The 13,776-nt window shown below is 60.4% G+C and carries 10 protein-coding genes; 4 read left to right on the forward strand and 6 right to left on the reverse strand.

Translation table 11 applies throughout. From position 1 onward, the window contains the following. The first annotated feature begins 37 nt into the window (after nucleotides 1-37). Nucleotides 38-391, forward strand: a complete 354-nt coding sequence (locus MCIT9_RS08515; RefSeq protein ID WP_317704475.1) for an NfeD family protein — start codon at nucleotides 38-40, stop codon at nucleotides 389-391. Between the two features lie 409 nt (nucleotides 392-800). Here MCIT9_RS08515 and MCIT9_RS08520 read toward each other — a convergent pair whose 3' ends face one another. After that, the gene (locus MCIT9_RS08520; protein WP_422880173.1) at nucleotides 801-1,775 is read right to left on the reverse strand and encodes an IS481 family transposase; all 975 of its coding nucleotides are present in this window, start codon (nucleotides 1,773-1,775) and stop codon (nucleotides 801-803) included. A 33-nt stretch (nucleotides 1,776-1,808) separates the two neighbouring features. Between MCIT9_RS08520 and MCIT9_RS08525 the strand changes: the two genes are divergently transcribed. Both MCIT9_RS08525 and MCIT9_RS08530 read left to right on the forward strand, forming a co-directional pair. Beyond that, nucleotides 1,809-3,128, forward strand: coding sequence for an IS4 family transposase (locus MCIT9_RS08525; protein ID WP_317706720.1), 1,320 nt, complete (start codon nucleotides 1,809-1,811; stop codon nucleotides 3,126-3,128). A 322-nt stretch (nucleotides 3,129-3,450) separates the two neighbouring features. Beyond that, entirely contained in the window at nucleotides 3,451-4,242 is a 792-nt protein-coding gene (locus tag MCIT9_RS08530; protein WP_317704476.1) for a DUF6444 domain-containing protein, read from the forward strand. Here MCIT9_RS08530 and MCIT9_RS08535 read toward each other — a convergent pair. Next, nucleotides 4,218-5,552 carry an IS4 family transposase gene (locus MCIT9_RS08535; RefSeq protein WP_317706721.1) on the reverse strand — a complete coding sequence of 445 codons (1,335 nt, stop codon included), beginning with the start codon at nucleotides 5,550-5,552 and terminating at the stop codon, nucleotides 4,218-4,220. The genes MCIT9_RS08530 and MCIT9_RS08535 overlap by 25 nt on opposite strands. Nucleotides 5,553-5,665: 113 nt before the next feature. Between MCIT9_RS08535 and tnpC (MCIT9_RS08540) the strand changes: the two genes are divergently transcribed. Further along, nucleotides 5,666-6,382 carry an IS66 family transposase gene (gene tnpC, locus MCIT9_RS08540; protein ID WP_317706722.1) on the forward strand — a complete coding sequence of 239 codons (717 nt, stop codon included), beginning with the start codon at nucleotides 5,666-5,668 and terminating at the stop codon, nucleotides 6,380-6,382. Nucleotides 6,383-6,453: 71 nt separating this feature from the next. Here tnpC (MCIT9_RS08540) and ltrA (MCIT9_RS08545) read toward each other — a convergent pair whose 3' ends face one another. From ltrA (MCIT9_RS08545) to ltrA (MCIT9_RS08560), 4 genes are all read right to left on the reverse strand, one after another. Next, nucleotides 6,454-7,788 (reverse strand): group II intron reverse transcriptase/maturase, encoded by a 1,335-nt coding sequence (ltrA, locus tag MCIT9_RS08545; RefSeq protein WP_317704477.1) that lies wholly within the window; start codon nucleotides 7,786-7,788, stop codon nucleotides 6,454-6,456. A 595-nt stretch (nucleotides 7,789-8,383) separates the two neighbouring features. Beyond that, nucleotides 8,384-10,171: a GGDEF domain-containing protein gene (locus MCIT9_RS08550; protein ID WP_317704478.1), complete on the reverse strand. Its 1,788-nt coding sequence runs from the start codon at nucleotides 10,169-10,171 to the stop codon at nucleotides 8,384-8,386. A 42-nt stretch (nucleotides 10,172-10,213) separates the two neighbouring features. Beyond that, entirely contained in the window at nucleotides 10,214-11,674 is a 1,461-nt protein-coding gene (gene tnpC / locus MCIT9_RS08555) for an IS66 family transposase (RefSeq protein ID WP_317704479.1), read from the reverse strand. Between the two features lie 121 nt (nucleotides 11,675-11,795). Next, entirely contained in the window at nucleotides 11,796-13,130 is a 1,335-nt protein-coding gene (gene ltrA / locus MCIT9_RS08560) for a group II intron reverse transcriptase/maturase (protein ID WP_317704480.1), read from the reverse strand. Nucleotides 13,131-13,776 lie beyond the last annotated feature (646 nt).

A 13,776-nucleotide genomic window follows, 5' to 3' on the forward strand; every position in this document is an offset into this window, starting at 1 on the left:
TAAGGTTCGGCTACGAGAAATGATGCTGGAGATTTGAATGCGCGTTCTGGCATTGGCTGTTTCGGTCTTCTGCGTCCTGTTGGCGCTTTTCGTGTTCCTACGAAAGGCGCGGACCGTGCTTGGCAGAAGGACCTCGCATGCCGAGAAGATGGTTGGCGCTGTCGGATTCGCCCTTCAGCCGATTACGCCGGGGAAGAAGGGTGATATCCGGATACGCGAGTTCGTCTGGCTAGCGTCATCGGATTTCACCATCAGCAAAGGCGAACCTGTCCGTGTGCTTGGTGCTCTGGACGAGAAATGCCTTGCGATCGTACCGGCGGGTTTGCAGATTGGGGATGAAAACGAGGAAAAAACGCTTCTGAATCCTCCCCGTCGTTCAGCTCCGCGATAAGCGGCCCCAGGACGGGTCCGCTTATCGTCTCGTCTATGTGATGGAACATATAGAAATTCATCAAAAAGTGACACTTGTTTACCCTCCATTATTCAGCCTAACGCCTTGCTCAGCGGCAATTAAAAGCAACGCGTTTTTGCGAATGCAAAACAAGTGCCGCTTTGAATTGTCCGCTGGAGCTATTTGTTAGCTTCTTTGATATTCAATGTTGTCTCAATAACCAAAATATAACGTTGAAGTTTATGGATAAAGAACAATATTGGAACCGCTACGATATAGATGCCCATTAATCCATAAAGCAGCCAGTCTACCTCACTAAAAACCAATGCTCCTTTATCAAAGTATTTGTAGGCCGCCAAAACCCAAGTAACAGCTACAGGTAAAATTCCTACTTTATCAATTGCACCGACTAATTGTCAAGCCCCGTGAGATTGTATACACGTTTTTTGAAGAGCTCCGGCCGCTTCTTCTGCCAGTCTTTGAGGGCCGGTACTGGTGATATGTGTCCCAGGGCCTTCTGGGGGATCTGATGGTTGTAGACACTGGCATACTGCATCAAGGTCCGTTCCAGATCCTGGCTGCTGCGGAAGCGGGTGGTTTTGAGGATCTCGGCGATCCGACCGTTGAAACGTTCTACCATGCCGTTGGTCTGCGGGTGTTTGGGTGGGATGAGGCGGTGCTCGATGCCATGGCGTTGGCAGGTCTGGTCGAAAAGGTGACGGCCGGTCGGTTCGCGTTCCCCGGTGGCGCAGAAGCGGTCAGTGAACTCTTTGCCGTTGTCGGTCAGGACCTTGGTGATTTTGAAGGGGGCCTTGGCGATCAGGCGGTCGAGGAAGCCGGCGGCGACCTGGGCTTCCTTGGTGGGATGGATTTCCAGGCAGACCCGGCGACTGGCCCGGTCGATGGCGACGAAGAGGTAACGGCCCCGAGTCTCATCGGGCATCTTGGGCAGGTACTTGATGTCGATGTGGACAAACCCGGGCTCGTAGTCCTTGAAGCCTTTCTTTTTGGCCTTGGCGGGGGCGTTCTCCCCTTCCTTGGCAGCGATCAGTTCCTTGAGATTGGAGACCCCATGGCGGCGCAGCAGCCGGTCCAGAGCCGAGCGGGACATCTTGGGATGGATGAAGCGGTGCACGACCGCCAGCAGGTCGTCCAGGGGCAGCAGCAGGGTTTCGCGCAGACAGACGGCGATCGCTTCCTGCTGCGGGGTCAGGGTGGCATGGATGCGATGGGGCCGGTGCGAGGCGTCCTCGACCGAATCGCGCTGGCGCCACTTGCGGATGGTATGACGATGAACGCCGTATTTCCTGGCTAGGACCACCCTATTACCCACATCTCTCGCCCCTGCAGTAAGATATTGATTTCTTTGGATAGGCGTTGACATGAGCTGGGCTGAACAAGAATTTTTTCCCTGGCGCTGGGCGATGCCCGCCTGAACCGGCGGCTGTGCCGGGTGATAGAAGCGATGGCAAGCGATCCGATGGCGAGCGTTCCCAACGTCTGCGGGGGTGGCTGGGCGGAGACCAAGGCGGCCTACCGGCTGCTGGACAATGCCAGGCTGGATTTTCGGGAGGTGTTGCGGGCCCACAGTGTGCCGACCCTGGAACGGATCCGGCAGCAGTCGCGGGTGCTGTGCCTGCAGGACACCACCGAGCTGGATTATTCCGGGTGGCCGTCGATGGCGGGGTTGGGACGGCTGAATTACGAGCAGCGTCAGGGGTTGTACCTGCATCCGACGCTGGTGATCAGTGAGGCGGGCGTGGCCCTGGGGGTGACCGACTGCTGGCACTGGGCGCGTTTGCCCAAGGGGGAACCGGACCTGGCCGAAAGCCTGCGTTGGGTGGAAGGTTATGAGCGGGTGGCCGAGATGGCCGCCCTGGCGCCCGAGACCCGGCTGGTGTATGTCGCCGACCGCGAAGGTGACCTTCGGGCCCTGATCGACCGGGCCGAACAGCTGGGCTTTGCCGCCGATTACCTGATCCGGGTGCAGCACGACCGTAAGCTCAACGACCCTCTCGATGGCAAACTGCGGGCCGCGGTCGAAGCCCAGCCGGTGTTGGGGACGATCGCCTTTGACCTGCCGGCCGGCGGCAACCGCCCGGCCCGGCAGGTCACACAAACAATCCGTCTCGCCCGGGTCGAACTGAAGACCCGCAGCGGCCCGGGTCCCCAAGTCACCGTCATCCTGGCCCGGGAAGAGGCGCCCCCCGAAGGCCAGGAAGCGGTCGAATGGTGCCTGATCACCAACGAAAAGATCACCACCCTGGAACAGGCCAGAGCGCGCATCGAATGGTACCGCAAACGCTGGTGGATCGAGGTCTACTTCCGCATCCTCAAAAGCGGCTGCCGCATCGAAGCCCTGCAACTTCGCACCCGGGAACGCCTGGAACGGGCCCTGGTGCTGTATCTGATCGTCGCCTGGCGCATCCTGATGCTGATGACGCTCGGGCGGGAACATCCCGAGTGGTGCTGTGAAGTGGTGTTCTCTGTCGAAGAATGGCAGACCGCCTGGGCCATCCACCATCGCACCCCGCCGCCCGCGACGCCGCCGGATTTGGGCGCCATCGTCCGCATTGTGGCCGGCTTTGGCGGCTGGCTGGGGCGCAAGAACGATCCCCCACCCGGCCCCAAAGCCCTGTGGCAGGGCATGACCAAACTGAGCGCCTACGTGGAGGCCGTGACCGCCATCCGGGCGGCTGAGATCAAGTTCCCTCAGAGAAAACGGATAAGACATTGATTCCTATGAGAAGGGGGAAGATATGGGTAATAGGGTGGGCTAGGACCGTGGCCGGCAGATCGGAGTTCTGGATCTCCCGGCGGATCTCAGGGGTGGTGCGGGCTTTCTTGTGAAGACGGATGACCATAACTTCCTCCTCGTCCGTCAGGCTTGAGTCGTCTTTCTGGCCTGGGCCTCTGCCATCAGCTCACTCAGAATATCCCAGGCACGGAACAAAGGATAGCTCCTTTTGGGAATATGATCACACGGGACCCAACAGGTAATAGGGTGGTACCCGTTCACGGTCTTGCCAAGTGCCTGAAGAACCAAGAGAATACGGGCCATGGAAAGACTTGATCTGGACCTGAGCCGCCCACCTCCCTTGCCCGGGACAGTGGAGGAATGCCACCGGGTGATCGAAGCGCTTTGGCGGGCGCTGGGAGAATTTCAGCAGATCCAGGCGCGAGTGGAAGAACTGGAGGAACAGTTGGCCTTGGGGTCCGACAATTCCTCCCAACCACCTTCCCAGGACAGCACGAAGAAGCGCGCCGAGCGCAAGGGCAAGCGACCGACGGGACGCAAGAAAGGGGCGCAGGTGGGACATCCCAGGCACGAGCGGGCTCTGGTTCCGGCAGAAGCAGTGGACGAGGTCCGGCATTACTTTCCCCATGGCCGCTGCGAGTGCGGTGGGTCGGTGGCGGTGCGGGGATTCCGTCCCCATCAGGTGTTCGACCTGCCCGAGATTCGTTACCGGGTGGTCGAACACCGGGTGTATGAAGGCCGCTGTGGGTGGTGTGGTCAGAAGCACCAGGGGCGGCTACCGGATGAGGTTCCCCGCGGCCAGATGGGACCTGGGCTGGTGGCGTGGATTGGCTTGATGACGGGGCGCTATCACCTGTCGCTGCGGGAAGTCGAAGCGCTGCTGGAAGAACAATGGGGTCTGAGATTCAGCCTGGGGGCGATCAGCCAGAGCCAGATCCCGCTGCAGGCGTGGCTGGGTCCGGTCTACAACCAGATTGGCGAGGCGGTCAGAAAAGCGCTGATCGCCCATGCCGACGAGACCCGCCACTACCCACCCTATTACCCACATCTTCCCCCTTCTCATAGGAATCAATGTCTTATCCGTTTTCTCTGAGGGAACTTGATCTCGGCCGCCCGGATGGCGGTCACGGCCTCCACGTAGGCGCTCAGTTTGGTCATGCCCTGCCACAGGGCTTTGGGACCGGGCGGGGGATCGTTCTTGCGCCCCAGCCAGCCGCCAAAGCCGGCCACGATGCGGACGATGGTGCCCAAATCCGGCGGCGTCGCGGGCGGCGGGGTGCGATGGTGGATGGCCCAGGCGGTCTGCCATTCTTCGACAGAGAACACCACTTCACAGCACCACTCGGGATGTTCCCGCCCGAGCGTCATCAGCATCAGGATGCGCCAGGCGACGATCAGATACAGCACCAGGGCCCGTTCCAGGCGTTCCCGGGTGCGAAGTTGCAGGGCTTCGATGCGGCAGCCGCTTTTGAGGATGCGGAAGTAGACCTCGATCCACCACCGTTTGCGGTACCATTCGATGCGCGCTCTGGCCTGTTCCAGGGTGGTGATTTCTTCGTTGGTGATCAGACACCATTCGACCGCTTCCTGGCCTTCTGGGGGCGCCTCTTCCCGGGCCAGGATGACGGTGACTTGGGGACCCGGGCCGCTGCGGGTCTTCAGTTCGACCCGGGCGAGACGGATTGTTTGTGTGACCTGCCGGGCCGGGCGGTTGCCGCCGGCCGGCAGGTCAAAGGCGATCGTCCCCAGCACCGGCTGGGCTTCGACCGCGGCCCGCAGTTTGCCATCGAGGGGGTCATTGAGCTTACGGTCGTGCTGCACCCGGATCAGGTAATCGGCGGCAAAGCCCAGCTGTTCGGCCCGGTCGATCAGGGCCCGAAGGTCACCTTCGCGGTCGGCGACATACACCAGCCGGGTCTCGGGCGCCAGGGCGGCCATCTCGGCCACCCGCTCATAACCTTCCACCCAACGCAGGCTTTCGGCCAGGTCCGGCTCCCCCTTGGGCAAACGCGCCCAGTGCCAGCAGTCGGTCACCCCCAGGGCCACGCCCGCCTCACTGATCACCAGTGTCGGATGCAGGTACAACCCCTGACGCTGCTCGTAATTCAGCCTTCCCAACCCCGCCATCGACGGCCGCCCGGAATAATCCAGCTCGGTGGTGTCCTGCAGGCACAGCACCCGCGACTGCTGCCGGATCCGTTCCAGGGTCGGCACACTGTGGGCCCGCAACACCTCCCGAAAATCCAGCCTGGCATTGTCCAGCAGCCGGTAGGCCGCCTTGGTCTCCGCCCAGCCACCCCCGCAAACGTTGGGAACGCTCGCCATCGGATCGCTTGCCATCGCTTCTATCACCCGGCACAGCCGCCGGTTCAGGCGGGCATCGCCCAGCGCCAGGGAAAAAATTCTTGTTCAGCCCAGCTCATTTCAACGCCTATCCAAAGAAATCAATATCTTACTACAGGGGCGAGCGATGTGGGTAATAGGGTGGCCACTACCGGGGCCGCAGCATCTATTGGCTGTGGGCGCTGACGACCGATCAGATGGCGTATTTCCTGACCCATTATTCCCGCGGCAAGGGTGCGGCCGGTGAGCTGTTGGGGGATTTCCAGGGAATCCTGGTGACCGACCGCCACGGGGCCTACAACGACCATCCCCAGGACTCACACCAATACTGCTGGGCGCATCTCATCCGCAACCTGGAACGGATCGCCGGGCGCAAGGGACAGGCCGGCGAAGATGGCGAACGCCTGCTCCGGGCCGCCCGCCTGACGGTTCACTGCGGCAAGCTCTGGCAACAGAGCCATTACCCATCCGACCGCTACCGAAGGCGATTGGAACGCCTCAAAGCCCTCTTCCGGCGCGAACTGGAACAGGCCGCCCAAAGACATGGCGACAACAAAACCGGTCGCAGCTGCCGCAAGTTGTTGGACGATTTTCCCAGGTTCTGGACCTTCCTGGACCATCCCGGGGTACCGATGACCAACAACACGGCAGAGCGTGCCCTACGCCCCTATGTCATCTGGCGCAAGACCAGTTTCTTCAGCCAGTCGCATCGCGGTGACTGCTTCCGACCCATGATCCTGTCGCTGGTCGAAACCTGCAAGCGCCTCAAGATCGGCGTCTATCAGACCCTGCGGACCATCTGCGCCCAGGGCATGGCAGAGGGCGAGGTCACCTTCCGCCTGCCCCTGCCGGAACCTCAACCACTTCCAGTGGCAAGCCCGGCCGGGTGACCGCGGGCGATTGCTCACCCGCGGTTCCCACAGATCCGGACGTGCCCGATTAAGGCATCCGGCTCCTCGGACTATGGCGTCGCTACGCAACGGGCAATTCCGTGAACCACGCGCGGTGGGGGGAGTGGGTATCGTTTGTACAGCCGCCCAAAATGGTCCCGGTTCATCCGTTCCCGGTTGCGGCGGGACAACCATTTGTACCAGCGCCGTCTGACCTCGTACAGGAAGCGGGCCAGCGATTGGCTGTTGCCGACGATCCCATAGTAGGCATAATGCCCCTTGAGTTTGCGGCTCAGGGCCGCTTGTTGGTCTGCAACCGGCCAGTGGCGGTGCATCCGGCACCAGTGGTTGATCGCCTGCAGGGAGCGGCTGAGCCGGGCTTGGGCGGTCTTGCGTTTGACGACCCAACGCCCTTTCCTTGAGCGTCCCCAGTAGTGGGTGAATCCCAGGTATTGGAAGCTCTGGCCTTTCCGTCCGGGTTTTCTGAAGTCGAGCAGGCGGGTTTTGTCCGGGTGCAGGCGCAGGCCGTATTTGGCCAGGCGCTTGCCCAGAACGGCCAATACCCGCCGGGCGTCTTCTTCCCGTTTGAACACCAGGACCGCATCGTCGGCGAACCGGACTTCGAAGGCGCTGCCTTGCAGTCGCGGTTTGACCGTCTGCTCGAACCACAGGTCGAGCACGTGATGCAGGTAGAGGTTGGCCAGCAGTGGGGAGATCACCCCACCTTGCGGTGTCCCTTGTTCGGGGTAGTGAAGCTGTCCGCCTTCCATGACACCGGCATTCAGCCATTTACCGATCACGCGGCAGATCACGCCGTCGCGCACCCTCTGCCCCAGAAAGTTCCGCAGCCGGTCCCGGTCCACATCGTCGAAGAAGTTTTGGATGTCCAGGTCGATGACCCAGCCACCGCCCATGGCCATCAGCCCGCCCCATAGCCTCTCCAGGGCCTGGTGGGCACTGCGTCCGGGCCGGAACCCGTAGGCGCAGTCGAGAAAGTCCTGCTCGAAGATGGGTTCCAGCGCCATCAGCACCGCCCGTTGCAGCACCTTGTCTTCCAGCGTGGGAATGCCGATCGGGCGGGTCTTTCCCGTTCCCGGCTTGGGCAGGTGGACGCGCCGTACCGCAGGCGCCCGATACCGGCCGGTCTTGAACCGTTCCAGCAGGCGCGTCAGGTTCTCCTCTAAGTCGGCTGCGTATTGGGATGCAGTCACGCCGTCCACCCCGGCGGCCCCGTCCTTGCGGGTGCGCCGCCAGGCTTCTTCCAGCCACACCACGTCGATGTGGTGGGCAATCGTGGTCAGTTCCAGCTTCGGTTCGATCCGGGCCAGTTCCGCTAGCTTCCGTTGTCGTGTTGAGATGTTCTCCTGGCTCGATGTCCCGGCCATCTGTCCCTCCGAAAGCCCCATCGTCCGACCTGCCGCTTCCCTCCATCGGGTCCCTTGGGGCAGGTTCCCCGACTTCCCAGGTACTATCGGCAGGCTCCGATTGCTCGATCACCTTCCCAGCGCGCTTCGTCGCCTTCGCGCGCCGGTACCCTGCTTCGTGTCCCGTTCGCTCCCATCGGCCGGACACCGCTCCGATGGGCCTGGGCCTTTTCTCACACGGCGCCCGCACCGCTCTTCCCGCAAGGAGTGATCGAGCCCTCCCAGGTTCCTGGGCGACCCTTGCCCTGCATGCCCCGCTCTTCGACCCCGGCGGAGGGATGATGCCAGGCCAGTACAGCACCACCCCTGTTGCCTTCCGTCCGTTCAACAACGTCGGCTCCGCATTCCGTACTTTCGAGGCTCCATCACGCGGCCTACAGGCCCCCTGTGTACGCTTCGCAGTCGGGATCGCTCCTCGACCACGCAACACTCGGTTCCGGCTGGTGGCCAGCCTTGGCCGGACAGGACTTGCACCTGTCAGGTCGCTCTGAAGGTTTCAGCGATGTCTTTCCTTCTACATAACTTCCTCCTTCTCCAGGCTTGGCCTGGCGCAATGAACGGTAACATAGGGTGGCCTTTATACCTCCCTCACCACAAAGGTATTGCCGCCTTGATGCTTGGCGGCCTTTTTGGCTTTGGTCGCTTCCGAGGCCAGTTTTTGCGGGTGTCCAATGTTTTGCGGATTGACCTTTAACACCCCCAACGACAAACTCATCAGAGGAAAGAAAACCTCTTCGCCCTCTCGGTTTAACGCTCGAATACCGCCGCGCTTCTGGTCTTCCGGCGAGTAAAAACGCTCAATATTACTTCTAAATTCCAACAAAATTCTTTCGCAAACCTGCTGAATCGGCTTGTCGCCATCCATAATTAAAACAAAGTCATCTCCACCGATGTGTCCGACAAAACTACCGTACTGGCTTGAGACTTTCGACAAGATTCGTGCAATTTCAATAATGACCTGATCCCCCTCTTCAAAACTGTAATGGTCGTTGAAGGGTTTAAAGTTATCCACGTCCACATAGATGACCGCAAAAGGGTTAGTTCCAGACAGGTGCTTTTGAATGCACTGCTTTATCGGCTTATTGCCTGGCAATCTGGTGAGTGGATTGGCATATTGGGCGCTTTGAATCTGTAGATTGGTCATTGCCTTAAGCAACGAAATGAAAGAGGCCACGCCCATTAATTTTCCTGTTGCTTCATTGCGCACCACGAATGCGTTTCGTTTGCCACTTTTTTTATTGGTAAACCGGCGACTGGCTTCTATCAAAGAGGTACTGGAGTCAAACACGAATAGCTCTTTATCCATCAACTCAGTTACTTTTTTACGGGTATAAAGCTCGCGCATAAACGGCTTTGCCAAAGTGCTAACGAACTGATCCCGGTAAAACATTCCCATGGGCTTATGATTTTTATCGACGACAACCACCCACTCCAAATCGTTCTCCTTCAAGAACAGGGTTCCCAATTCAGAGGCGGAAAAGTCTTCCGGCACCGTCACGCAATCCTCTATCAAGCTCTCCACGCGCTCCTCAAACCCGATTTCGTGCGCACTAGTTCTGTGCTGCCATTGAAATTTCGGTTGCATTACAATTTGGGGTTGCGGCCTTGCCAACAGAAACCCTTGAACATAATCCACTCCCAGCGTCTCTAAAACACTCAACTCTTCAGGAGTTTCAATTCCTTCTGCAATGACCTTTGTCCCCATCTTTTTGGACAAGGAGACCATGACCTCCAAAAAGTTTTGCTTCTCCGGGTATCGGTGAATCTCTTGAATAAAGTGGCGATCGATTTTCACATAATCGGGCTTGACCTCCGACCAGATCCGCAAGCCGTTGTAACCGCTACCCAAATCATCCACTGAAACGGAAAACCCCATCTCGCGATAGTAGCGGATGGAGCTTAAAAACTGCTCGTAGTTTTCTACCGGCTGAAGCTCGGTCAACTCAATGACCACTTGCGCTGGGCTCAGCCCCAAATCACGCAAACACTCCAGGGTTCTTCCCTGTTGCATCCCTTTTTGCAACAGGTTAACCGTTACGTTTAAAAAAAGTTTGACCCGGTTTTGGTGAATGCCGACCATCTCTTTATAGCTGCCGATGGCTGTCTGGCGAGCCAGCCAATCCATCTCCTCCAAACAGTCCAGATCGCTGGCCGCTCTAAACAGGTTTAAGGGACTAAACAGCGCCGACTGCTCCGGCCCTCTGGTCAAGGCTTCCACCGCATAAACTTGATGCGACTGAAGGTCTACGATGGGCTGAAAATACGTCGTTAAGTTCTGGGTGGAAAAGATTTCAATTAAGCTTCTGCCTAATGCGGACTGAGAAAGTTGCGACAACTTTCGCTCATCCAAAATCTCAGATCTCACATGGGTAAAAAACTCAACCATTACGCTGCCTTTTGTTACCGTTCACGGGCTTGCCACTGGAAGTGGTTGAGGTTCCGGCAGGGGCAGGCGGAAGGTGACCTCGCCCTCTGCCATGCCCTGGGCGCAGATGGTCCGCAGGGTCTGATAGACGCCGATCTTGAGGCGCTTGCAGGTTTCGACCAGCGACAGGATCATGGGTCGGAAGCAGTCACCGCGATGCGACTGGCTGAAGAAACTGGTCTTGCGCCAGATGACATAGGGGCGTAGGGCACGCTCTGCCGTGTTGTTGGTCATCGGTACCCCGGGATGGTCCAGGAAGGTCCAGAACCTGGGAAAATCGTCCAACAACTTGCGGCAGCTGCGACCGGTTTTGTTGTCGCCATGTCTTTGGGCGGCCTGTTCCAGTTCGCGCCGGAAGAGGGCTTTGAGGCGTTCCAATCGCCTTCGGTAGCGGTCGGATGGGTAATGGCTCTGTTGCCAGAGCTTGCCGTAGTGAACCGTCAGGCGGGCGGCCCGGAGCAGGCGTTCGCCATCTTCGCCGGCCTGTCCCTTGCGCCCGGCGATCCGTTCCAGGTTGCGGATGAGATGCGCCCAGCAGTATTGGTGTGAGTCCTGGGGATGGTCGTTGTAGGCCCCGTGGCGGTCGGTCACCAGGATTCCCTGGAAATCCCCCAACAGCTCACCGGCCGCACCCTTGCCGCGGGAATAATGGGTCAGGAAATACGCCATCTGATCGGTCGTCAGCGCCCACAGCCAATAGATGCTGCGGCCCCGGTAGTGGCGGGTCTCGTCGGCATGGGCGATCAGCGCTTTTCTGACCGCTTCGCCAATCTGGTTGTAGACCGGACCCAGCCACGCCTGCAGCGGGATCTGGCTCTGGCTGATCGCCCCCAGGCTGAATCTCAGACCCCATTGTTCTTCCAGCAGCGCTTCGACTTCCCGCAGCGACAGGTGATAGCGCCCCGTCATCAAGCCAATCCACGCCACCAGCCCAGGTCCCATCTGGCCGCGGGGCACCTCATCCGGTAGCCGCCCCTGGTGCTTCTGACCACAACACCCACAGCGGCCTTCATACACCCGGTGTTCGACCACCCGGTAACGAATCTCGGGCAGGTCGAACACCTGATGGGGACGGAATCCCCGCACCGCCACCGACCCACCGCACTCGCAGCGGCCATGGGGAAAGTAATGCCGGACCTCGTCCACTGCTTCTGCCGGAACCAGAGCCCGCTCGTGCCCGGGATGTCCCACCTGCGCCCCTTTCTTGCGTCCCGTCGGTCGCTTGCCCTTGCGCTCGGCGCGCTTCTTCGGGCTGTCCTGGGAAGGTGGTTGGGAGGAATTGTCGGACCCCAAGGCCAACTGTTCCTCCAGTTCTTCCACCCGCGCCTGGATCTGCTGAAATTCTCCCAGCGCCCGCCAAAGCGCTTCGATCACCCGGTGGCATTCCTCCACCGTCTCGGGCAAGGGAGGTGGGCGGCTCAGGTCCAGATCAAGTCTTTCCATGGCCCGCATTCTCCTGAATCTTCAGGCACTTGGCAAGACCGGCCGGGTGACCGCGGGCGATTGCTCACCCGCGGTTCCCACAGATCCGGACGTGCCCGATTAAGGCATCCGGCTCCTCGGACTATGGCGTCGCTACGCAACGGGCAATTCCGTGAACCACGCGCGGTGGGGGGAGTGGGTATCGTTTGTACAGCCGCCCAAAATGGTCCCGGTTCATCCGTTCCCGGTTGCGGCGGGACAACCATTTGTACCAGCGCCGTCTGACCTCGTACAGGAAGCGGGCCAGCGATTGGCTGTTGCCGACGATCCCATAGTAGGCATAATGCCCCTTGAGTTTGCGGCTCAGGGCCGCTTGTTGGTCTGCAACCGGCCAGTGGCGGTGCATCCGGCACCAGTGGTTGATCGCCTGCAGGGAGCGGCTGAGCCGGGCTTGGGCGGTCTTGCGTTTGACGACCCAACGCCCTTTCCTTGAGCGTCCCCAGTAGTGGGTGAATCCCAGGTATTGGAAGCTCTGGCCTTTCCGTCCGGGTTTTCTGAAGTCGAGCAGGCGGGTTTTGTCCGGGTGCAGGCGCAGGCCGTATTTGGCCAGGCGCTTGCCCAGAACGGCCAATACCCGCCGGGCGTCTTCTTCCCGTTCGAACACCAGGACCGCATCGTCGGCGAACCGGACTTCGAAGGCGCTGCCTTGCAGTCGCGGTTTGACCGTCTGCTCGAACCACAGGTCGAGCACGTGATGCAGGTAGAGGTTGGCCAGCAGCGGGGAGATCACCCCACCTTGCGGTGTCCCTTGTTCGGGGTAGTGAAGCTGTCCGCTCTCCATGACGCCGGCATTCAGCCATTTACCGATCACGCGGCAGATCACGCCGTCGCGCACCCTCTGCCCCAGAAAGTTCCGCAGCCGGTCCCGGTCCACGTCGTCGAAGAAGTTTTGGATGTCCAGGTCGATGACCCAGCCACCGCCCATGGCCATCAGCCCGCCCCATAGCCTCTCCAGGGCCTGGTGGGCACTGCGTCCGGGCCGGAACCCGTAGGCGCAGTCGAGAAAGTCCTGCTCGAAGATGGGTTCCAGCGCCATCAGCACCGCCCGTTGCAGCACCTTGTCTTCCAGCGTGGGAATGCCGATCGGGCGGGTCTTTCCCGTTCCCGGCTTGGGCAGGTGGACGCGCCGTACCGCAGGCGCCCGATACCGGCCGGTCTTGAACCGTTCCAGCAGGCGCGTCAGGTTCTCCTCTAAGGCGGCTGCGTATTGGGATGCAGTCACGCCGTCCACCCCGGCGGCCCCGTCCTTGCGGGTGCGCCGCCAGGCTTCTTCCAGCCACACCACGTCGATGTGGTGGGCAATCGTGGTCAGTTCCAGCTTCGGTTCGATCCGGGCCAGTTCCACTAGCTTCCGTTGTCGTGTTGAGATGTTTTCCTGGCTCGATGTCCCGGCCATCTGCCCCTCCGAAAGCCCCATCGTCCGACCTGCCGCTTCCCTCCATCGGGTCCCTTGGGGCAGGTTCCCCGACTTCCCAGGTACTATCGGCAGGCTCCGATTGCTCGATCACCTTCCCAGCGCGCTTCGTCGCCTTCGCGCGCCGGTACCCTGCTTCGTGTCCCGTTCGCTCCCATCGGCCGGACACCGCTCCGATGGGCCTGGGCCTTTTCTCACACGGCGCCCGCACCGCTCTTCCCGCAGGGAGTGTTCGAGCCCTCCCAGGTTCCTGGGCGACCCTTGCCCTGCATGCCCCGCTCTTCGACCCCGGCGGAGGGATGATGCCAGGCCAGTACAGCACCACCCCTGTTGCCTTCCGTCCGTTCAATAACGTCGGCTCCGCATTCCGTACTTTCGAGGCTCCATCACGCGGCCTACAGGCCCCCTGTGTACGCTTCGCAGTCGGGATCGCTCCTCGACCACGCAACACTCGGTTCCGGCTGGTGGCCAGCCTTGGCCGGACAGGACTTGCACCTGTCAGGTCGCTCTGAAGGTTTCAGCGATGTCTTTCCTTCTACATAACTTCCTCCTTCTCCAGGCTTGGCCTGGCGCAATGAACGGGTACCGGGTCCGCTTATCGCACAAGCTCACCTGCTGCGGTGGAGCGCAGCGGAACCGCAGCAGGTGA

Origin of the sequence: Methylomarinovum caldicuralii (assembly GCF_033126985.1) — a bacterium.
GTDB classification, from domain to species: Bacteria; Pseudomonadota; Gammaproteobacteria; order Methylococcales; family Methylothermaceae; genus Methylohalobius; species Methylohalobius caldicuralii.